The 22134-nt window shown below is 34.2% G+C and carries 17 protein-coding genes; 7 read left to right on the top strand and 10 right to left on the bottom strand.

The features are described 5' to 3' along the window. Positions 1-17 precede the first annotated feature (17 nt). From AC106S_RS19700 to AC106S_RS19685, 4 genes are read right to left on the bottom strand one after another with little or no spacing between them, the layout of a single operon-like run. A complete protein-coding gene (locus AC106S_RS19700; protein ID WP_482441380.1) occupies positions 18-3023 on the bottom strand; it encodes an AAA domain-containing protein in 3006 nt (1001 codons plus the stop codon). A 21-nt stretch (positions 3024-3044) separates the two neighbouring features. Then, positions 3045-3509 carry a hypothetical protein gene (locus AC106S_RS19695; RefSeq protein WP_256040662.1) on the bottom strand — a complete coding sequence of 155 codons (465 nt, stop codon included), beginning with the start codon at positions 3507-3509 and terminating at the stop codon, positions 3045-3047. A 21-nt stretch (positions 3510-3530) separates the two neighbouring features. Next, positions 3531-4328 (bottom strand): hypothetical protein, encoded by a 798-nt coding sequence (locus AC106S_RS19690; RefSeq protein WP_482441379.1) that lies wholly within the window; start codon positions 4326-4328, stop codon positions 3531-3533. Positions 4329-4342: 14 nt separating this feature from the next. Continuing rightward, positions 4343-5485, bottom strand: coding sequence for a DUF3800 domain-containing protein (locus tag AC106S_RS19685; protein WP_482441378.1), 1143 nt, complete (start codon positions 5483-5485; stop codon positions 4343-4345). A 312-nt stretch (positions 5486-5797) separates the two neighbouring features. Here AC106S_RS19685 and AC106S_RS19680 point away from each other — a divergent pair, with 312 nt between their 5' ends. From AC106S_RS19680 to AC106S_RS19670, 3 genes are all read left to right on the top strand, one after another. Continuing rightward, complete coding sequence (locus tag AC106S_RS19680; RefSeq protein WP_482441377.1) at positions 5798-7681, top strand: ATP-dependent nuclease; 1884 nt, start codon at positions 5798-5800, stop codon at positions 7679-7681. Continuing rightward, positions 7668-9716: a UvrD-helicase domain-containing protein gene (locus tag AC106S_RS19675; RefSeq protein ID WP_482441376.1), complete on the top strand. Its 2049-nt coding sequence runs from the start codon at positions 7668-7670 to the stop codon at positions 9714-9716. The genes AC106S_RS19680 and AC106S_RS19675 overlap by 14 nt, the downstream gene beginning before the upstream one ends. A 131-nt stretch (positions 9717-9847) precedes the next feature. Further along, complete coding sequence (locus AC106S_RS19670) at positions 9848-11293, top strand: DNA/RNA helicase domain-containing protein (protein WP_482441375.1); 1446 nt, start codon at positions 9848-9850, stop codon at positions 11291-11293. Between the two features lie 177 nt (positions 11294-11470). Here AC106S_RS19670 and AC106S_RS19665 read toward each other — a convergent pair whose 3' ends face one another. From AC106S_RS19665 to AC106S_RS19645, 5 genes are all read right to left on the bottom strand, one after another. Beyond that, complete coding sequence (locus AC106S_RS19665) at positions 11471-11896, bottom strand: hypothetical protein (RefSeq protein ID WP_482441374.1); 426 nt, start codon at positions 11894-11896, stop codon at positions 11471-11473. 127 nt (positions 11897-12023) lie between these two features. Beyond that, on the bottom strand, positions 12024-12200 hold the full coding sequence (locus tag AC106S_RS19660) for a DUF3606 domain-containing protein (protein WP_482441373.1): 177 nt from the start codon (positions 12198-12200) through the stop codon (positions 12024-12026). Between the two features lie 105 nt (positions 12201-12305). Then, on the bottom strand, positions 12306-12962 hold the full coding sequence (locus AC106S_RS19655) for a CPBP family intramembrane glutamic endopeptidase (RefSeq protein ID WP_482441372.1): 657 nt from the start codon (positions 12960-12962) through the stop codon (positions 12306-12308). 162 nt (positions 12963-13124) lie between these two features. Continuing rightward, positions 13125-14219 (bottom strand): DUF4238 domain-containing protein, encoded by a 1095-nt coding sequence (locus AC106S_RS19650; protein ID WP_482441371.1) that lies wholly within the window; start codon positions 14217-14219, stop codon positions 13125-13127. Positions 14220-14278: 59 nt separating this feature from the next. After that, positions 14279-14560, bottom strand: coding sequence for a helix-turn-helix domain-containing protein (locus AC106S_RS19645; RefSeq protein ID WP_286486973.1), 282 nt, complete (start codon positions 14558-14560; stop codon positions 14279-14281). A 513-nt stretch (positions 14561-15073) separates the two neighbouring features. On the opposite strand from AC106S_RS19645, the gene AC106S_RS19640 reads away from it, so the two are divergent. The 4 genes from AC106S_RS19640 (at position 15074) to AC106S_RS19625 (ending at position 21688) form a co-directional block, all read left to right on the top strand. Further along, positions 15074-15604 carry a hypothetical protein gene (locus AC106S_RS19640; protein WP_482441370.1) on the top strand — a complete coding sequence of 177 codons (531 nt, stop codon included), beginning with the start codon at positions 15074-15076 and terminating at the stop codon, positions 15602-15604. A gap of 145 nt (positions 15605-15749) precedes the next feature. Next, entirely contained in the window at positions 15750-17045 is a 1296-nt protein-coding gene (locus AC106S_RS19635) for a TlpA family protein disulfide reductase (RefSeq protein WP_482441369.1), read from the top strand. 60 nt (positions 17046-17105) lie between these two features. Then, complete coding sequence (locus AC106S_RS19630) at positions 17106-20285, top strand: SusC/RagA family TonB-linked outer membrane protein (protein ID WP_482441368.1); 3180 nt, start codon at positions 17106-17108, stop codon at positions 20283-20285. Between the two features lie 26 nt (positions 20286-20311). After that, complete coding sequence (locus tag AC106S_RS19625) at positions 20312-21688, top strand: RagB/SusD family nutrient uptake outer membrane protein (protein WP_482441367.1); 1377 nt, start codon at positions 20312-20314, stop codon at positions 21686-21688. 50 nt (positions 21689-21738) lie between these two features. On the opposite strand, the gene AC106S_RS19620 is transcribed toward AC106S_RS19625, so the two are convergent. After that, on the bottom strand, positions 21739-22053 hold the full coding sequence (locus AC106S_RS19620) for a hypothetical protein (protein ID WP_482441366.1): 315 nt from the start codon (positions 22051-22053) through the stop codon (positions 21739-21741). Positions 22054-22134 lie beyond the last annotated feature (81 nt).

The raw sequence follows: 22134 nt of genomic DNA, 5'->3' as shown, positions 1-22134 counted from the left end.
GTGTTATAATTGTAATATTAATTTGCTGGAACTTCATATTTTAAAAAGTTGGCAAGCACTCCGGAAGGCGTCTTGGCATTTTTATTAAGAATCTTGGTATTGGCGAAAACAATGAAGTTATCTTTTGCTCTGGAGACTGCTACATTTAGCATATTTGGTTTGTTATCCCTATCGAAGAATCGTGTCCCTTTGTCTTCATCACCATACACCATCGAAAATAAAACAATATCTCGTTCTGCTCCCTGAAGGGCATGAACAGTTCCTATTTTAAGATCATCCACTTTAAATCCTGCATTTTTTAATGTGTTTTGCAGAAGATATTTCTGTCCGGTAAAAGGAGTAATGATTCCTACAGCCTTTTCAATCGGTCCATATTTTTTTTCAATTGAAATTTTATTTTTTATTAACCAATCAACAATTTCTTTTGCCTCATTAGAATTGAATCTACTTCCATTATTATTTTTTGTAGATTGCCCTTCTACGTGTATACAATACATTGGAGCAAAAAGAAGATCTGATTGAGCTTTTCCTCTTAAAGGAACTAGCTGACCGTCATAAGCTAAAACATTACAGTAGTTAATAATTTCATCATAACATCTTCTGTGTTCAGTAAGTAAGACCCCTTTTTCATGAAGTCCAGTCTCTTTAAATCCAGAAGCGTTCTGAGCCATTTTCATAATGCTTCCAGTAGACGAGAGGAAGCCTTTAGGATCAAATTCCTTTTCATAAATAGTATCATCATAATCTCTGATAATTTGACATTTTTTAAGATTTCCAATATCAATTTTATTTGTGATATTCCAAACGGGTTCAATTTGCTTGACATCTCCTACAATAACAGCTTGTTTTGCCAAGGCAAAAGTTGCAATTCCCACTTCAGGCGAAACTTGTCCTGCTTCGTCAACAATAAGCAGATCAATAAAATCTAAAAGAGGAGGAGTATCATATAAGTTTTTACCGTCTTCTGCCTTTTTAAAGAATCTATAAAAACTAAAGAATTTTGGTACCATGAAGAATGTACTTACAAAACATGGGGTAAGCATAGCATGCCTTTGCCATCGCCTCATCATTGGATCTATTCCTTTTCCGTCAAAATTAGATTCGAAAAGACTGTTTTCCAATTCCATAAGATATCTGGCTTCCCAATAATGTAATGCCAACTGAAATGCTTTATGTCGTAATGATATGTCCAACTCATCATAGAAACAATTTGCCGGAATTTTCTCACTAATTTTCGTTAATTCAAAATCCCAGTATTCTTCTTCTGAAGATGGAGGATTACCGTTTATCTGATTTTCTTTTTTCCAAACTTTCCATTTTTCTACGACATCAACAATTCTTCTAGCTAGGCCTATCTTTGAATCAATTTTATGAAGGATCTCAGCTTTTTTAAAAATAAAATCATTATTAATTACAATCAAAGAATTTCTAAGAATGATATTGATTTCGCTGGCTCTGTTTTTTAAAGCTGATTTAAAGCCTAAAAAACAAAAAATCTTTCTGAAAAATGGCTCATCGTTAAAGTAGGAAATTATTTGTTTCTCAATTAAAGTTAAATTCTGAATATCAGTTATTAGTACAGATTCATTTAAAATACCTTCTTTGTAATAGCGGTTGGATTGTAAATTGGGAGATAAATATTTAGATTTAAATTCATTTTCAGATTTTATATAATCTTTCCATAGTGCACCTACCTTTTTAATGCATTCTTCAATAACAATAATTTCATTTCGAAGATTTTGTGCTATATTGCTTAGAGTGAGAACTGGCTTATTAAAATAGTCTTTACTTTTTTCTAAGAAATATTCTTTAGCTCGGCTAATATATTCCTGATTTTCAACTTTGCGAAAGATACCGTTTCCATCTAGCTTTTTATAATTTATTCCTTTTAGCTCTGCTTCAGTTTTACGAGTAGATGGTAAAAAAGTAGCATAGCCATCAACATCAGGAAGCCATCTTCCATGTAGTTTCCCTTCTCTTGTATTAGATCGAGAAAAACTATCAATTATATTTGTGACTGCCTGATTATTGGTAGAGCAAGCGAGGATGATGGGAGCATTTTTCCCTTGTATGGCAGCTGCCACAACTTTGGTTGCCACAATACTTTGAAGTAAAGTTGTTTTTCCGGTCCCTGGTGGCCCATTTACCGCAAAAACCTTATCATTAGTGCTTAAAAGAGTATTTAAACTTTTTCTCTGAGATATTGATAATGGAAAACCAAATCCCATCTGTCCTAAGTGAAGTTCATTAAAATTGATGTGTTCGGAAACTGAAACAGGTGTTTTCTGATCGTTATTTTTTAAGGTAATCAACGACTCTAAAAGTGGCGGAGTCTTTTTACTTTTAAGAATTTTTTCATACAGTTGGATAATGCCTGCCGCAGCGTTAATATCTTCTTCAGGGAGAAGTATCAGTCCATTATATATCGTTTCATATCCTTCTGACCGATACTCGTATAATTTTTGATGAATAGCTTTTTCAAATACATTGACAACATTGTAAACATATTCAGAATACCCCACAAAGTCTTCTCTTCCTAAAGTTGTAGCGTGATCAACATTTTCTACGCTGCTAAAAATAAATTCATTTTTTTCATCTGCTAACGGCTCTAGATATTTTCTTTGAAACAAAGGAAATGTCTCTTCAGGAATGGTTAGCTTACCGTTCCTATCGAGAATTGCAGAAAACCAAAATGGAAATTTTGGATTTTTGTCTTTAAGATGAACTAGATGTTCTGGAAGAGGCATAAGTTTAAAGGGAGCTATAACTACAGTAGCATGATCAATATAAATCCACTCTTCGTTTTCTTTGCTCTTTATGCCTTTTTTTTCATTGATCTTTTTTTCCTCAATGTCTAATAGACTATTAACTTTATCGATTTCACGGATAAACTTATTATCAATGTTGAAGTTTTCAATTTCAAAAAAGAATGATTTTGATTTATCTATCTTAATATCCGTATTTAATGAGTCTGATAAATTTTTTTTCCAGTAAGTCAACCATTTATGATGTTCCTGATTCATGAGTATTTGGCGATTATTAATTTAAAATGCATTCAGATATTCTTCCAAATACTTAATTGAGTTTTTGTATTCGTCGTAATTTTCCCTGACATATTTATTTGAAATATAAACAGTTTTACCATTTTTAGCAATTTTATGTTCTGTATTTTCTGCCAGCTTTAGTGAAGGGATAAACCAAAAGTCTGGAGCAGATCCTAAATCATCAATCTTACCATTATAACAAACCAATGCATAAATTAAATTTCGACCGATAGTTAGTGTACCTGAGTTTGTAATGAGCCAGTCATTACGCTTATTTACACCTTTGACCTCAACAATACATATCGCTCCTAAATTTGTTTTAACAATTATATCGACACCTTTTTTGTTACCTAAAGAAAGATATGCATCTTTGCCCATTCTGCAAAGAATGCTCATAATAAGGTACTCAGAAGCAAGATTTGTATTGTAATTATTGTTTGCGTTTCTAATTATCTTTTTAGTCATTTGAGAACTTTTGTTATCTAACTATAAATACTGTTTAACCTTTTCTTCTACAAAAGAAAAATCAATCCATTTACTGAAATGCAGTAAAGCAAAGTGCTGTTGTTCTGCATCTAATACTTCTAGTTTTTCCATAAGAACTGCCGGTTCAATCTCCTCTCTTATGATTAGCAGTAATAAATAATATGAATAATCGTCTTCCTTCAGAAAATCAAAAAGATCAAGATTTTCTAACGCACAGATCTCTATAATTCTTTTTTTATGAGAGTGATATAATCCAGCTCCCCAGATTCCCTCAGCATTTTTTGCCAAAATATTGGCGTTTTCTGGTTTAATTAACAAATTTAAATAATCGACATAGCCTGACGAAAGGTATTCATCCAAAAGTTTTTCAGTTACATCAGTTTGAGCAAATTCAACATATCTTACCGCTGCTCTTTTATCATAAGAATAGTCAGAATTAAAGAAAGTATTAAAAAAATCAATTTTATAGTCGTCAGGTAACTCCGATAATTGTAATTCTAAAATTTTTCTTAATCTTTGGGACTTTCGATAATCTATTCCTGCTTCTAAAAGCTGATTAAGATCATCATACATTTTTTCGTGATTATAATAGTTTGGTATTCTCTTTTCAATATTGTTATACATTGAATCACTGAACTCGGGAATATCATTTTCAATATAATCTCTGACTAATCTTTCAAAATCTACTGTATTGAAAACTGCGTGAATTAATGCGTTATAAGGATGATCTATTTGTGATGTTGCTTCTTCTTTTTTTTCAAATAATGAAACTAAGAGATCTTTTTGATGTTCGTTCATGGTTATTTAGTTTTTTAAGGTCTTAACTTTTCAATAATATCCTTTAAAGTTTCAAACTCTGGGTCATCGAGGATGTCTAGCGAATTATTTGTTGCTAACATAATTGCTTCCCTGCATACATTGATCCTGCGCAATAATGGCAATACAATTGAATTTCCGTGCTGGACGTATTTTTTAATTTCATCATGATTGGTAGGAATTTTATAGCCCTCGCGACTGCTACCTATAAGAATACCTTTATCTCTCAAACCTCCAACCATATTCACAAATTGCTCTTTGCTAAGTTTAGAATCTCTGTTCACATTGAGATGTTCAATGAACTCCTGTCCGGTTGTATAATTTTTGTAATGATTAGATTCGTGATATCTCACCAAAACTTTTAAAAAGTTTATTGAATCCTGTTTTTGCTGGCTGTCGGAAGATGTTGTATCTAGGTAATCAAAAATACTTCTTAAGCTGAGATCTGTAATAGCTTGGTTATAAAATTCATCAACCTTAGACTCATTATACTCATTAAGCTTGTAAATTTTAGGAAAGTGGTTAATGCTAATAATTTTTCCAGATAATGCTTTTAAAAATTGTTCAGAATATTCACTTTTTTTGTGGTCATCAAAAATATACCCTAAAGTTCCGGCCACAAAATCAGCAACTTGTACTCCTAATTCTTTATCACTTTTATTGACAAAAAACTCAGAGCCTTCAAATAAAGTACGAATATGATTTTGTCGTACATATTCTTTAAATTCAAGCATAAATTCGTTGCCTCCGTGTTCATCTACTTTCAGTTCAAGCTTTGGAAATGTCTTGTATAATTCTTTATATAAGATACCGTTTAGATATTTGTAAAAAGATTTTTTATATTTAAAACCCTCGCCATATAATTTCGTCTTGTCGATTACGACAGAGTAGATATTGAACTTGAGTTTTGAAAACTCATTTAAGACAAGCAGCCTCCTTTTGTGATTGTCTTTTACTTTAGATGATTTGATTTCTCCAGTCTGAAAATATTTTGCACGAATCTTTTCAACATCATTATAAAATCCATCTAAATCCTCGTAATTGACAATTATACTGGCAATAATAAAGTGTGTGCTTTCCGTAGAAAATTTAAATGAATTATTTCCGAATTCGTCGGCAAAGGCAATAACTTGTTTCATGGAGGATTAAGTTTTTACTAAAAAATACTAAAAATAGATAGTATTTGATTGTTTCATCTACAATTAGAAATATTAAATAAATTCAAATTTATTACTGTGATGATTTCATTTAGTTACCAATATGCTATTAAAATTTTTGCAGATTCTTCAAATATACAAAATACATTATTTCAAAGTTTTACGGTTTTCCGTAAATATACAAATAAAGCTAGCAGTAATTTTCTGTATGCATACTTCATATGTTTAATTTTTCAATAATCTTTATTTATACAAATAAATTATTTTTTTTAAATTTCATTAATAAACTAAACTATGTATATATCTCAACTCAAATTGTGGAATTTCAGAAAATATGGTTCGGAAAATTTCGAATTGGATAAACCTCATTTAAACCTTTCTTTAAATCACGGGCTAAATTTATTAATAGGCGAGAATGATTCTGGCAAAAGTGCAATTATTGACGCAATAAAACTTGTTCTTAAAGCTCACGCTTACGAATGGATAAGGGCGGAAGATAAAGATTTCCATATCGATTCTGAGAATCAAATCTCTCAACGTTTGAGAATTGAAATACATTTCAATGGAATTACAGATGATGAGGCAAAAAATTTTATTGAGTGGCTTGGTTGGGTAGATGAAAAAATAAAAACAGCTGGTGAGGATGGAAATATTGTTGAGCAAACTGTTACAAGACCAAAACTTATTTTAATTTATGATGTTGAAAGGAAAAACAACAGTGTAATTCCTTCCGACATACGAGCGGGAATGGACGGTATTGGCCACATCTTGAATGCAGAAGCTAGAGAGTATTTAAAATGTACATATTTAAAACCATTAAGAGATGCTGAAAATGAATTGTTAGCAAAAAAGAATTCCAGATTAGCAAAAATTCTAAGTGATCATAAATTATTTAAAAACGCAAAAGATGAACATCCTTTAATTGGAGCTTTTAAAATTGCTAATGAAAGTGTAGAAAACTACTTTAAAGATGACGTTGGTGATGACAGTAACAAAAGTCAAGTTAAAGATATTATTGACGAATTTCTAAAAGAATTCATTGAAGAAGATTACTCTTCTAAATTTGATGTCTCAGGAACAGATATAAAACAAATACTTGAAAAAATTTCTCTTGGAATTGAAGGTAAAAATCATTTGGGATTAGGAACTCTAAATAGAATTTTTATGGCTAGTGAATTACTTCATTTGCGAAGAAGTTGGAATGGACTAAAGTTGTGTATTGTTGAAGAATTGGAAGCGCATCTCCATCCTCACGCTCAAATGAAGATCATTGAGAAACTAAAAAAAGAAAGCGAAGAAAACAAAATACAATTTATTCTTTCAACGCACAGTCCAAATATTGCTTCTAAAATCGATTTAAAATCCTTAATAATTTGTAAAAATAATAACGTATTCCCAATGGGAGAGGATTTCACTATACTTGGAGATGAAATAAAGACGGGGAAATATAAAAATAGTTACGATTATCTCGAAAGATTTCTAGATGTAACGAAATCAAATCTATTTTTTGCAAAAGGAATTATTCTAGTCGAAGGATGGTCTGAAGAAATCTTATTATCAGAAATTGCAAAAAAAATTGGTTACGATTTGACAAAAAATGAAATTTCAATTATTAATGTTGCTTCAACGGCATTTCTTCATTTTGCAAAAATATTTTTACGAAATGACAATGAGAATATGAAAATTCCTATTAGTATAATTACTGATTTGGATGAGCAAGAATATTTGCGAGAAGTAAAAAAAGATGAGGAAGGAAATGATATTAAAAAAGGAAGCGGCTATGATTATGATTTTATAAAACAAACAATAACAGATTATGAACAAAAAAGAGACGCAAAATCATCAGCATTAATAGAACGTAATAATGAAATTAAGGTTTTTGTTTCAAATCAATGGACTTTGGAGTGGTGTTTATTGAAATCAACTGCAATTACTGAGAATTTTAAAGAAGTAATTAAAAAAATTCATCCCGATGCATTTTCAGCTTGTAATTCCGATGAAGAATATGAGATATCGCTTTCTAAATTATTGTTAAGTAAAAGTATTCATAAAACGGAAATAGCGTATTTACTTTCTAATGAGATAAAGAAACAAGAATTACTAGAAATTGAAGACGAAGACACAATTTCCTATATAAAAGATGCAATAAAACATGTTTGTGAATATGGAAATAGATAAGTATTTAGAACAAGCCGAAGCAATTCTTTTAGGGGAAGGAACTTTTAATGATGAAAGAAGTGAGAGAAAGGATTTTATTAGAAACTTGGAAACTTGTGATTTACTTGCTGTTCCAGGAAGTGGAAAAACGACTGCATTATTAGCAAAGCTTTATTGTATTGCCCAAAATATGCCTTTTGAAGATGGTTCAGGTATACTGGTTTTATCACACACTAATCATGCAATAGAAGAAATTGAAAAAAAATTAAAAAGTTTTTGTCCTAAGCTTTTTGAGTATCCAAACTTTATTGGTACAGTACAGTCATTTGTAAATAAATTTCTTACTATACCTTTTTATGAAAACAAGAATCGTAAAAGAATCATTTCAATTGATGATGATTACCATAACTTCTGTTTAGATAAAATCGTATTAACAACTTTTATGGCAAATAATGATCTTAAACGTATTTATAGAACACCAAAAATACCTTGGAAATATAATTTTGAACTTTCCGAAAACACTAATCAAATAATAGATTTAGAAACTAAAAATAGAATTTTAATAACTAAGCCAAGAGGAAATGCGAGAGATTATACTGATTGGAGTGCTGCAGAAAAAAATATTGTTGAAAAAAAACTTTATGAAATAAAATTAAAGCTTTTAAAAGATGGAATTCTAAACTTTAATGACAGTTATTTTTTTGCAAATATTTATTTAAGAAAAATACCAACCATTAAAAAGATTCTACAAAAGAGATTTAAATATGTTTTTATTGATGAGATGCAAGATTTAGAAGATATTCAGATAAGACTAATTGATAATATTTTTTTTGATAATTCATCAAACACGATCATACAGAGAATTGGTGACAAAAATCAAGCAATCTACAATTCTGGAAAAAAAATAAGAGAAAATTGTGATTGGGAAACTCGACAAGAAGCCGATTCAGAAAATTATGCCGATCAGAGTCTTCAACACTCAATGAGGTTGAGCTCTAAAACAGCAAATCTTGTAGATAAGCTTATTCTCACAAGACCTGAAAATTATAATGTTATCGGCAAATTTGAGGAAGTAGATATTCCGCCGCATCTTATCTTAATTGATCGCACTACAAGCGGAGAGACGCTAAAAGTTAAATTCAAAGAAATTATTGAAGAGTACAACTTACATTCTAATTCTAAAAATTTAGAAAAAGGATTTCATATTATAAGCTGGACTACAGAAAAAGAAAATAATGATGAATTATGTCTAAAAAAATTATTTCCTGATTTTTCAAAAGAACTAAAACAAAAAAAAGAAGATTTTGATTGTTTAAAAAAATATCTATTCCTATATGATAGAGAAAAGTCCACTTTGGAAGCAATTAGAAAATCAATTTTAAATGCATTGGTTAGAATAATACATTTAGAAAATATTAAAACAACAGAAGATAAAAATTTTAGCAAAAGACAATTAATAAATTTCATTAAAAATCAGGGAGAAGAGTATAATAATGCATTCAATGCGAAGCTCTTCAAATGGTGCTTTGAGATCGTTTCTAAGGGAAACTATAATGAAGTATACATTGAGATCAAAGATTACATTGAAAGTGCTAGTTTTATTGGATTAAATTGGAAAAATGAACAGGATTATACTCCTAAGTTTATTTTATATTCTCGGGAATTTATTAGTAAAGATTTCTCTTTTGAATCTGATGAAATCAATGTTATAGAACAAGTTGAAGGCAATGATTTCCCAATTAATCTATCTTCTGTTCATGCTGTCAAAGGCCAAACTCATTGTGCAACAATGTATGTAGAATCATACTTTCATAATTATGAAACAGAGAAGAAAAAGATTATTGATATTCTTAAAGGATTGGAGCACAATATACATAGAGAAAGACATAACTCGCGATCAATTCAAGCAATAAAAATGATGTATGTAGGTTTCTCGAGACCAACACATTTATTGTGTTTTGCTGTGCTAAAAGAAAATATTCAAGAACATATTGAAAGTTTAAAAATTGAGGGTGGCGGAATGTGGAAAGTAATTGAAGATTTAGTAAATAATTAATCAGTTTAAATATTAGTAAAATTATCAACATTAAGAGTTTCATATTACTTTATTTAAAATCCTTCAATCAGCAAAAAACTTAAAATTAAATGTTACAAAAAACAAATTTATACAGTCTATACTGCGCTAATATGGATTTCGACGAAACTACATTTGTAGATTATTTAAAATTTCATTCCATCAAGATTAAAACTAATGAACTTGCAGACTTGATTAAATGTGTTGATGCTTTATTAACTTCAAGAACTGCAAAATATAGGGCATTTGAATATTTTTCATTTGGCTTTGTAATTCCTCAAATCGGTAAAGAATTTGATTTATTACGTTTTGGAATCCGATCAATTGTAAATATAGAATTAAAGTCTGAAAGTACTCTCGAGAAGATCAAAAATCAATTAATTAAAAACAAATATTATCTAAGATTTTTAAATTTGAAGCTTTATCTTTTCACATATATTTCAAGTGAAAATCAATTTTATCGTCTAGGAGACGATGACGAACTATATGTATATGAAGTTTCAAAAATAATAGCATTGTTAAATCAACAATATGTAGATATTGATATTAATTTATTAAAAATTTTCAACCCTTCCGATTTCTTAGTTTCTCCATTTAATTCAACTGAAAAATTTATTAATAAAGAATATTTCTTAACTGGAGAACAAGATCAATTTAAGAGAGAAATAATTAGAGACATTAAAATAGGTAAAAAACAGTTTATTGTTATCCAAGGTCAGCCAGGATCTGGTAAAACTTTATTAATATATGATTTAGCAGAATATTTTGCTAAGCAAAAGAATGTAGTTATAATACATTGTGCAAATTTAAATGAAGGACAAGTTAAACTTAGAGATAACTATGCTTGGAATATTATTTCTATAAGACATTTCTCCCAAATAAATAGTCAGCAAAATGAGATTATCATCATAGATGAAACGCAGCGAATAAGAAAAAATCAGTTGGAATTAATAATCGACCACGCAAAAAAAAATAATGTTACTATAATTTTTTCATATGATGAAAAACAGGTTCTTCAGACTGAAGAAAAAATGAATAAAATACCAGAATTCATTAAAATTAGTACTTCACCTAAGGTATACACCTTAACATCTAAAATTAGAACTAACAAGGAGATTACTGCCTTTATAAAATCGTTATTTGATAAAGCTAGAATTATTGAACAGTATCAATATGAATCCGTAGAGCTAGTGTACCTAAATAATATGGGGGAAGCCAAAGCATTTATGTCCAGTGATATTGTAGGAGATTGGATATTGATCAATTACACGCCTTCATTATATGGTACTCATCAATACGAGGATTATCATAATCCACATATTTCAACAAAAACTCATAATATAATAGGCCAAGAATTTGATAAGGTAATAGTTGTTATAGATCAAGATTTTAAATATCGAAATGACTCTTTAGTTTATACAAAAAAATGTTATTATAATCCTGGATTGATGCTATATCAAAACATAACAAGAGCAAGAAATAAGGTGAAAGTGGTAATAATTAACAACATAGAGGTAATGAGTAGATGTTTACAAATTTTAAATGTTCAAAAAAAATAGTTTAAACTAATTAAAAATCAAATTCATATTCAAAAACTAAAAATTTGAATAATCTTCAATTTAATAACTTCCTTTGCTCGTAATAACGTGGCGAACATCATCTCTAGGATTTTCCATATCACCTTTATATTTTGGAATTAGATGAAAATGATTTTCTAATCTTATGGTATGTTAGCCTTAGAATTTGTCGCTTAAATTCAAGTAATATATAAAGTAAGCTGAAACTATTAAGGTAAATGCAATTGATAAAAGTGATAACCAATTGTTAATTGAAATACTCTTCCCCCATTTAGTAATCTTGTTTGAGGTCTTACTTTTTATATCAGCTTCAAATCTACTTTTTTCCATCATCCTATATTCAATCCAAATTAAATAAATCATATTAAAAACAGGGATAAGAATAGTAGTAGTGGATATATTACTACTAATTTTTATAAGTGCAAAAAAACCAGCGATAAACATTGTATTTAGTGAAAAGAGCTTGTCGTGAATTCTGTCAAAGTGCTTTAACATGTTTTTTAGCCCTTCTTCTTCTGTTTTGTTCATTCTATTTTCAATTTCCGCTACATTTTTGTCCATTTCATCAAAGTCAAAATCCGTCATAGTTTTAATAGTTATTAAGGTTGTGATACTTGTAAGATTACATTAGTAAATTTCTAAAATTACAATAAATCCCAGCGAGAGCTGGGATTTATTTCCGAAATAAAAGTTTTCTGAGTGGAAACCTACATTACTTTCCAAGATACCTCTTCACTGCGGCGACAGAAGTTCCAACAGCCTTAACTGCTTCTTTCAACTGTTCTTTGGTAACACCAAGTTCTTTCGACCAATACTCTAATTCCCAAGCCTCGTGCACGTTAATTTTACTTGCATCTTGGGGTCTTCTTTTACTTAAATCATCGCTCATAACAAATAATTTTTGGTTAATAAGAGTAAAAGTAAGCAGATTTATAATCAGATAATTACGGTTTTCCGTAACAAAAATGCCGACAATAATTATATTTCTAAGCAATCAATAGGAGAAAATTCCAAATGCATCTTTATATATGAGGATAAGCGTGATGGTATCGAATAAGCCATGGGAAAAAATAACAATCCAAAGATTACCATATTTCTTATATAAAATAGACCAATAAAGTCCGCCCATGACTGCTGCAATAATACCAAAGATGTCTTGCTGCAAATGGTAGAGACCAAAAAGCAAACTTGTTATAAGTGCGCTGAATATAGGACTGTATCTTTTAAAAATTCTCTTTTCCAACACATTTTGTATATAACCACGAAATACGATCTCTTCATATAATCCTCCAATAATCAAAGCCGCAAGGATTGTCATTAGCAGTCTTGAAAGACTACTTTTGATAAAATTATATTCGATAAAATCTGGGACCTGAAAAAAATATTTAATGCTAGGGATATAAAGAAATTGCATAAAGGCTACCCACGCTATTGCAGTAATAGCTCCTAATAAAAAGGCTCTAAAAGTTAATTTTTCTTTTATTAGCCCTATATCCCGAAAACTCTTTCCCTCCCTTCGCAGCATCAGGTAAATCGCTAACAAGCAAACAACGGCATAAGAGTAAAAGGGCAAAGGTACAAAGTGGGGAAATATTATAAGAAATACAATAAATCCTATATATCCAATTGTTGAAATTATTTTTCCCTCCATAAGATATTGAATAAAAAAGTTCGTTAACTCACAGATTAATTAGCTATCAATTTTATCCACTAAAGTTATAAAAATTAGGCTATTGTTGTAGTCTAAATGCTCAGCTGGCATTTGTATTAAAAGATAACTATTGTTAGACTAAAGGTTGATGATTCTTTTATTTTAAATTTTCAGGTCATCTTCGTTTTGGAAAAGTTCTAACAGCTCTACAAGATCAATGTGATTTTTGTATTCTTCCCATTTTATAATATCTCTCAAAACACACAATAATTCCGTGTTTTCTTGTGAAATGCCTTTATTTTCTATTGCCATTAGCACTCTGGATAGTAAAGAAGTCTTTGTTTGCAATGACCTAAGCATAGGGTGATCAGAATCATAAGTATTATTCAGTTCAATATTTTTTAACAATGCTTTTTTAAAATTTTCGCTTTTTCCAATAATCCATCGCTCAGCATTATCAAAAGTACAGGAATTAACCATATGAATCAAAAACTGATTATCTTTTTGATAGAAAATCTCATAACCACTTTTTGGAAGATTTGCCGAGGCAATAAAAAGACAATGTTTAGGATCTAAAGGAATGTATATTGAATTATTTGGATCGAAAACCTGATAGGTGTCTCCATATTGATTTAAAAAATTGACAGGGTTGTCACCTGTGTAAAAATCCAATTCGGATGTATTTTCGATAACAGTTATTCCATCATAGATTTTGAATTTTACTAATTCTTCAAAAAAATTTAATTGTATTGATAAATAGTCAGTTCTAATATGTTCCCTGATTTCTTTTCTAATTTGCTCTTTTGTGCTTCCACTTATACGAATTGAAATTCCTTTGAATTCGATTTCACTAATGTCTTTATTTTCAATTAGATCTTCAATAAAATTATCGATTTTCAAAAGAAACTGATTTAAAATTTTTGGAGTACGAAAATACATGCTTAGAGTCGTCTTGAGTATGTCAATTTTCTGCTCTAATGTTATTTTGTCTGGTTTTTTATTAATCAGTAAGTCACAGACATTTGAATATTTACTTTCAATTTCTTTATCAAAATATTCTTCTAAAGCTAATTTATCATTGCCAGTTAAGTTTTTTAAAGTATAAAAATCTTTTTCAACACAGACATCGTTTATTCCTAAGTTATCAATAAATTTATTCTCCAATTTATTGTAAGTATTAATAAGTACACCATTAGTTGAATTTCTAAAGTGTTTGAGATAAGTTCTTGGAATAAAGTGCTGATGCCTCTTTTTCATATGCATTTTTTAGTTTTTAAAAAATTTGAAGTTTTAATAATAAAAAATCCTAACTCTCGTCAGGATTTATTTGATAGCTTAATGTATTTTTTCATATCAAAATCAAACAGTTCTTTTATGGTAACATTAAGTTCTTTACTTATTATAAGTAGTGTGTCATATCGTGGATTGGTGTTACCTCTTTCTAATTCTCCTATTGTCTTTTTTGCATGCCCTGTCCTTAAACCTAATTCTTCTTGTGAAATAGGTTTATTTGTCTCTGGGTTTATAACTGTCTTTCTTAACTCAGAAATTCTATACCCAAGAGCTTTTTTGTAATTATTAAGTTCGCTTTCGTTCATTAATCGTAAAATTCCAAACTTGGTATTAAATTTTAGGATACTTATATGTATCCTTTCTTGTTTTTTTACTATATTTGTAAAAAAGGTTACAGAAATTGTAACTTTGCGATACTTCAACGAAATATTAGAAGCTATTGCTTAGAATCTTGAAGCAGAAAACTGGTACTTTTCAAATAACAACGAGATGATAAGCTTGAAGCTCACGACCTAGGCGTGGGCTCTCTTATCTGTTGTTATGGGTATACCAGTGCCTCTGCTCGGATATTGTAGAGTTCCACGCCGTTTTATTTCTATGCAGTCCGCTTTCTCTACAATTAATTCTAAGCCGCTTCCTTAAAATATAGTATCAGACTGTACGATACAATGGGGTGTACAACCTATTGCGGCTTTATAGCTTTTACGGGACACAAATTTCATTCATATTTAATCTTGACTTTATAGGCAGGAAGTTTTCTGCACTGTTAAAACTTCCTCCTATGCGGTCATTAAAGAAAACACCTTACATATAAACGATTGAAAAGTAAAAGAATAGACTTTGAAGCCAAGTTTTGGTCCGGCAGCAGGAAACATTCAGGGGTAAGCCTTATTGAGACATTTTTCCATTTCAATGACCTTGTTACCGCCAAAGCGATGCTCAACAAGATTATGATCTATGCCGGGAAAAAGAAAGCTGCGATCAATGAGGATTCTTCGGCGATTTTCCATTTTCATCAGGCTTTGCGGTCTTTTGTGCGGGCATGTTATGCAATCAGGTTGAAGGAACGGACTTGGGAGATGAATTCTAATCCTGAGAATCATTCTCCAATGATACAGTCCTCTCTTTCTGATGATGAATATCTAAATCCAACCTTGGTATTTAAAAATGCTTTTGCAGAATACAGCATTAAAGACTTCGACTATTACATTGCAGTTGCGGTCTATTTCTCAATGGGCATTTATGCCCACACAGCCGAGAGCAAAATGTTCGCTCCCTACATCCATCTTATTAAAATGCTGGATGCGGCGCAGCTTATCCTCGAAAGAAGAACTCGAAAGAATCAATAACCATTAAAAGTAAAATTCAGAGCATGGAAAACAGTACCTAGAAATTATCCAACTACAATAAAAAAGCCCTTTCCGCAAGAGTTTGGCGACCAAACGGAAAGAGCATAATCAGTTATTAATAATCATTAAAAACCTATTCAAAAGTATGAAAAATATCTTTTGCAGGGGAATCCTGTCCCTTGTTTTTACCTTTGTGGTGGCTATCACATCCTTTGCTCAGAGTAAATCTGTTAAAGTCGGAGAACCACTTCCCGAAAGCTTCTGGACAACTTCTTTTCAGATAGTCAACCATCCGCAAAAAACCTTAAATCTTTCTGAGGATAGGAATAAGCTCATCCTCTTGGACTTCTGGAACACCTGGTGCAGTGCCTGCCTGATGAATATTCCCAAGATCAATGCTTTGCAGCAAAAGTTTGGCAACAGGATCAGGATACTCCCGGTAAGCAACCAGGACAAGCCGGAACTGGATAAATTCTTTGCGTCCCAAAACGGAAGGAAGTTTAATACAATAACCTCCGTTTATAACGATTCCTATTTCCATCAGCTTTTTCCACACGCCGGCGTCCCCTTTATCATCTGGATCAAAGATGGAAAACTACTGAGTACAACCGATGCAACACAGCTCACCGAAGAGACCATTAATGAAATTCCCGATGGAAAGCAATCCTCATTGCAGACCATTATCCAGATGGACAGGAAACGTCCCTTGATGCTTTCTGAAAATTATGACCGTCAGAAGAATATCCAGCTCCTCAATTATTCATTCTTTGCCAAAGGCCCCATTCACGACATAGGCTCAGGCGGAACATTCCGGACCACAGCATCCGGAGCGATCAATGGCAGACAATTTACCAACCTTCCTCTTTGGGATATATATTATGCTGTCGGCTTTGAATTATTCAGACAGCAGTCTCAAGAATCCTTTACGGGTAAACGAATGCTCATTGAGGTTAAAGACCCCAAAAGTTTGATGCTTCAACAAAAAGCAGACGGTTCCAATGATACTTCCAATTTGTACAACTACGAATTCATTATTCCTGAAAATAAGGCTGATGCGCTTTATCAATATATGCTGGATGACATCAACCGCTATTCAGGTTATACCGTAACACTGGAAAAAAGACCTGTACAATGCCTGGTGCTGGTAAGAACAAGCCAGAAAGATAAGCTGGCGAGCAAAGGCGGGGAAAAACGCTCCACCTTTCCACGGACACCATCCATCCTCAGAAACGCACCGCTCAGGAATATGATCAATATGCTGAACGGCGAAATTCCCATTAAAGAAATCTTTATCGATGAGACCGGCTATACCGGTAATGTAGATCTGGAAGTCTCCGGTATCAAGGATATCCCGACCCTCAGGAAAGAACTTCAGAAATATGATCTGGATCTGATCCCGGCAGAGCGAAACCTATTGATGATGGTCATTAAAGATAATTAATAATGAAAATTATCTGTCATCTGCCTATGTATTAACATTAACTCAAAACTATATCAAACTATGAAGAAATTATTAATGCTTCCCGTTATCTGTTTTGCTTTGCCCGCAATGGCGCAGCAAATGATTACCGGAAGTGTGATGGACGAAACAACCCGATTACCAATAAAAGGCGTAACGGTAGCTATACAAAACACCAAAACAGCCACCACAACAGATCAAAATGGGAAATTCATCCTCAGTACAGAAGAAAAAAGAATCAGCCTTGTTATTCTTGGAAAAGGCTATGAGGAAAAGGTATTTTCGTTGGAACTCCCCATTTCAGAACCTTTGAGGATTTACTTATCGGAAAAAGTAGCACAGATCGATGAGGTGGTATTGACCACCGGATATCAGAAAATACCGAAAGAACGTTCCACAGGTTCGTTCTCCTCCGTCGGTAAAACCGCCCTGAACACACAGGTCTCCACAAATATTCTTGACCGCCTGGCGGCAACCGCCAACGGTATTGTTATCAGCCGGGGAACTTCCCAGGGAACGCCGCAGATTATGGTCAGAGGACTCAGCACGATTCAGGGACCTAAAGCTCCCCTGATCGTTGTGGACAATTTCCCATACGAAGGCGATATCAGCAATATCAACCCCAATATTGTTGAGAACGTTACCATCCTTAAAGATGCTGCAGCAGCGAGCATCTGGGGAGCACGAGCTGCCAACGGGGTCATCGTCATTACCACTAAAACATCAAAATACAATCAGCCGATAACCGTGGACTTTAATACCTTTCTCACGACAAGTCCAAAACCTGATCTTAATTACCTCAAAGTCATTTCCAGTGCCGATTTCATTGATGTGGAGCAAGAGCTTTTTAAGAAGAACTTTTATAATACGGACATCAATTCATCCAGCCATCCTGTGCTTTCTCCGGTTGTAGATCTCCTCAACAAGGAAAAGAAAGGCCTGCTTTCTCACGAGGCGGTCCAGAGGGAGATTGAACGGCTCAAAGGTATTGATTCCCGTGACCAGTTCAAAAGGTATATGTACCAGCCATTGGAGAATAGGCAGTATTCACTGAGTATGGCAGGAGGCGCACCGCAATTTTCGTGGACCTCTTCACTCGGCTACGATGACAATACCGGAAACCTTGGAGAGAACTACCAGCGGATTAACCTGCGTTTCCAGAACAACTGGCAACCCTTGAAGAACCTGACGCTGAACACCGGGATCTTCTTTACCCATTCGGCTACAAGGAACGGAAGAAGTGCTTACGGAAGTATTATTATGAAAACCAATGCGGTACCCAATATGGAGATGGCGGATGAGTACGGTAATTCACTTATTGTCTCAAAATCTTTTGAACAGGGTTACAAATCGGGATTGGGCAATGGAAAATTACTGGACTGGAACTACTATCCGCTGACCGACTGGCAGCATTTCTCAGGAACAGGCAGAAGCTCGGAGATCATCCTAAATACAGGATTGAATTACAAGATATTGAAAGGACTGGAAGCCGACATCAAATATCAGTACCAGCGAACTACCGGGTTATCCAACAGCCTGTATGATGAACAAAGCTACTACGTAAGGGATTATGTCAACCGATTCACGGTCATCAATGCCAACGGAAGCCTTACCTATAACGTTCCGAAAGGCAGCATACTGGATAAAACGACCTCGCAACTGCTTATCAACAATTTCCGTGGCCAGCTGAATTTCAACAGAGGGTTGGGAAAACATCAGGTCTCAGCCATTGCCGGCGGAGAGGTCCGGGATGCCAATTCCCAATCGGCCAATACCAGATATTATGGCTATGATCCGAATAATCTTTCGTTCGGTACGGTAGACTTTAAAAATAAATACCCGCTGATCACAGGCGGTACTTCTTTCATTGATAACCTGAATGCCCTGCGGGAGACCAATAACCGATTCGTCTCCGTATATGCCAATGCGGCCTATACTTTTGATAACCGCTATACCATTTCAGGAAGTGCCAGAAGAGATGCCAGCAACCTCTTCGGGCTGAAGACCAATGACCAGTGGAATCCGTTCTGGTCGGCAGGACTGTCCTGGAATGTCGCTAACGAAAAGTTTTATCCTCTAAAGTGGCTGCCTGAACTCAAGCTAAGAGGTTCTTACGGCTATAACGGCAATATCAATCCTGCAATGGTCGCCGTAACGACAATGGCGATACTCGGTGTTTCCACCTACACCCAGGAGCAGATGGCAAGGTTTGACAACTATTACAATCCACAGCTTCGCTGGGAAACGGTCAGGATGATCAATGCAGGACTGGATTTTTCAACCCGCAACAATAGGATTGCCGGCTCTGTAGAATATTTCCGTAAAAAAGGAGAAAACCTGTTCGGGCAGGTTCCGCTGGATTATACTATAGGCTTAACCAGCCTGATATGGAATGTGGCAGGTATTGAAGGGAACGGCGTTGATGTGGAACTCAGGACCATCAATATCAACAAAGGATTCCGTTGGCAGACAGCCGCTAATTTCAGCACGTACAAGGACAAGGTGACGAAATACTATCTGAGCAGTACCATTGCCAGGAATTTTGTGCTTTCCAGTGTGCCTATTTCAGGGATTGAAGGCTTGCCGGTCTATTCCATATTCGCTTACCGGTGGGCAGGGCTTGATCCGCAGAATGGTGATCCCAGAGGTTATCTGAACGGCCAGGTCAGTAAGGATTATGCCAAGATGATGGGAGCCGATGTGAAGGATCTGCAATATTTTGGTTCTGCGATTCCTACGGTGTATGGTTCATTTACCAATACCTTTTCTTATAAACAATTTATGCTGGATGTTGGAGTTACTTACAAACTGGGATATTATTTCAGAAGGCCTTCGATCAATTACACGAACCTTTTTAAAGATTGGGTTGGACACAGCGATTATGCTCTGCGATGGCAGAAACCCGAAGATGAAGCATTTACCGATGTGCCATCCAACCAATACCAGACCAACTCCAACCGGGATGCCTTCTATGCAGGTTCGGCGGCTCTTATCGAAAAGGGTGATCATATCCGTCTGCAGTACATCAACCTGGGCTATGAGATAAACAAAAAGCAGTGGCAGCAAATGCCGCTTAAAGCCTTACAGCTTTACGCCAATATCAGCAACCTGGGAATCATATGGCAGGAAAGCAAAAGCGGGGTCGACCCTGATTTTAATCTGGGCAGCAACGTAGTAAAGCCTCCTGTAATGTATACTTTAGGATTGAAAGCTAAATTTTAAAAATATAAAATTAAAAAATCAGAGGTATGAAAACGATCAACACAATCAACATAATAAAAACACTCTTTAGATCATCACTGCTAATACTGGTAATACTATCCGTTTTGAGTTGCAGTGATTTTTTGGACGAAAAGTCAGACCTTAAGCTGACTACACCTGATAAGCTGGAAGATAATCAGATGCTGCTTAATAACTACGGTTTTCTGAATGTGGATTTTACATCCAGCGGTGAGACCAGTTCGGATGACTACTATCTGACGGATGCTGATTATAACGCATTAAGCTTCGAGGCCTCCAAACGACTTTATACCTGGATGCCGGATAATGTGGCTACCCCTGTTTCTTCAGGAAATGACTGGTCAGCCTGTTACCGGAGCATCTATATCTGTAATGCCGTACTTTTCAATATGAAGGATAAGAACTATACCGGCGAGCAGGCTGATAACATCAGAGGACAGGCGTTGGCTTTGCGTGCCTTCCGCTACCTGGATGCTGCGCAGATATGGTGTAAGGCTTATAATCATCAAACCGCAGGAACAGACTTGGGACTTCCTTTAAGACTGGATCCGGATATGAATATTCCTTCAGTCCGGTCAACGGTTAAGCAGACCTATGAGCAGATCATCAGTGACCTTCAGACCGCGATTCCACTATTGTTACAGAAACAGATCTCCGGAATGCGGATTTCAAGGGCAGCGGCTTATGGCCTTTTAGCCCGAACCTATCTGTTTATGGGTGACTATGAGAAGGCGCTCAGCAATACGGAAGCGGCACTAAGCATCAATAGCGAACTGATGGATTTTAATTCCCTGAATCCTAATGCGGATTATCCTGTTGCCGAATTGAACAAAGAGGTCCTGCTCTGGGCAGCGATGAAATACGAATATCATTTGATTCCGGCCAAAATCCCCGACCACATTTACCAGATGTACGATAATAATGACCTGCGGAAAACTGTATTCTTTGGGAAGAATGCGGCTAATGAATTGCTGTTCAAGGCGTATTACAATAATGCCAACGGCCCGATAGTAAGTGTGGCCACCGATGAACTATACCTGATGGCAGCTGAGTGTAAGATTAGGTTAAACCAGGTTCAGGAGGGAATGAATTACCTTAATAATCTTCTCATTAAACGCTGGAAAACAGGAACCTATGTTCTGGTAACTGCTAATTCACAGGCAGAAGCTTTGGATATTGTTCTGAAAGAACGACGGAAAGAACTTCTGATCCGTGGACTCCGATGGTCAGACCTCAAACGGTATAACCGGGACGGAGCTAATATTACGTTGACAAGAACGGTTAAAGGACAAACTTATACGTTAGCACCGAACGACCCTCGCTATGCGATTGCCATTCCGGAAGACATCATTACCTTGAGCGGAATGCCGCAGAATCCGAGATAAACAAAACAGGGCTGGAAAATTCCAGCCCTGCATTGTTAAGGATTGATCAGTTACGGTCTTCTTTCACTTGGATGAATAGCAAGAACCTGGGCATTGGTCAGCCCGTCGATCACATCACTAAGGCTGCTTCCTTCCGGAACGGTCATTGAACAAGGTCTGTTTCCAGAAGTAATACAAGATGGGCTTGTTCCTTCCTGCCAGTTGGCTACTTCAGCAAAAGCACCTTCTGATACATCACTGCTGTTGTAAAAATACTGTTTGTCAGCAGACTTTTTTTCCATCACTTTGAAGGACATTACAGTCCCTGAGAAAATCACGGCAGCAATCGCTACCGCATTTACTTTTAAAATTTGATTAAGTTTCATAATTCCGGTCTTTTTATACATCAAAAAAGATTACCATAAAAACTTTAGAAATCTGCTTGTGAAGTACAATTTAGTAGGTTA

The organism is Chryseobacterium sp. FR054, from assembly GCF_056844565.1.
The sequence above is the reverse complement of the archived record's forward strand: the minus strand, read 5'-3'. Positions and strand labels throughout refer to the sequence as shown.

What these genes read in the sequence shown, in the direction of transcription:
- AC106S_RS19655 (WP_482441372.1), bottom strand. Translation starts at nt 12,962, where the DNA reads ATGGAGGGAAAAATAATTTCAACAATTGGATATATAGGATTTATTGTA.
- AC106S_RS19630 (WP_482441368.1), top strand. Translation starts at nt 17,106, where the DNA reads ATGAAGAAATTATTAATGCTTCCCGTTATCTGTTTTGCTTTGCCCGCA.
- AC106S_RS19635 (WP_482441369.1), top strand. Translation starts at nt 15,750, where the DNA reads ATGAAAAATATCTTTTGCAGGGGAATCCTGTCCCTTGTTTTTACCTTT.
- AC106S_RS19670 (WP_482441375.1), top strand. Translation starts at nt 9,848, where the DNA reads ATGGATTTCGACGAAACTACATTTGTAGATTATTTAAAATTTCATTCC.
- AC106S_RS19695 (WP_256040662.1), bottom strand. Translation starts at nt 3,509, where the DNA reads ATGACTAAAAAGATAATTAGAAACGCAAACAATAATTACAATACAAAT.
- AC106S_RS19690 (WP_482441379.1), bottom strand. Translation starts at nt 4,328, where the DNA reads ATGAACGAACATCAAAAAGATCTCTTAGTTTCATTATTTGAAAAAAAA.
- AC106S_RS19660 (WP_482441373.1), bottom strand. Translation starts at nt 12,200, where the DNA reads ATGAGCGATGATTTAAGTAAAAGAAGACCCCAAGATGCAAGTAAAATT.
- AC106S_RS19665 (WP_482441374.1), bottom strand. Translation starts at nt 11,896, where the DNA reads ATGACGGATTTTGACTTTGATGAAATGGACAAAAATGTAGCGGAAATT.
- AC106S_RS19645 (WP_286486973.1), bottom strand. Translation starts at nt 14,560, where the DNA reads ATGAACGAAAGCGAACTTAATAATTACAAAAAAGCTCTTGGGTATAGA.
- AC106S_RS19675 (WP_482441376.1), top strand. Translation starts at nt 7,668, where the DNA reads ATGGAAATAGATAAGTATTTAGAACAAGCCGAAGCAATTCTTTTAGGG.
- AC106S_RS19685 (WP_482441378.1), bottom strand. Translation starts at nt 5,485, where the DNA reads ATGAAACAAGTTATTGCCTTTGCCGACGAATTCGGAAATAATTCATTT.
- AC106S_RS19700 (WP_482441380.1), bottom strand. Translation starts at nt 3,023, where the DNA reads ATGAATCAGGAACATCATAAATGGTTGACTTACTGGAAAAAAAATTTA.
- AC106S_RS19650 (WP_482441371.1), bottom strand. Translation starts at nt 14,219, where the DNA reads ATGAAAAAGAGGCATCAGCACTTTATTCCAAGAACTTATCTCAAACAC.
- AC106S_RS19625 (WP_482441367.1), top strand. Translation starts at nt 20,312, where the DNA reads ATGAAAACGATCAACACAATCAACATAATAAAAACACTCTTTAGATCA.
- AC106S_RS19620 (WP_482441366.1), bottom strand. Translation starts at nt 22,053, where the DNA reads ATGAAACTTAATCAAATTTTAAAAGTAAATGCGGTAGCGATTGCTGCC.
- AC106S_RS19680 (WP_482441377.1), top strand. Translation starts at nt 5,798, where the DNA reads ATGTATATATCTCAACTCAAATTGTGGAATTTCAGAAAATATGGTTCG.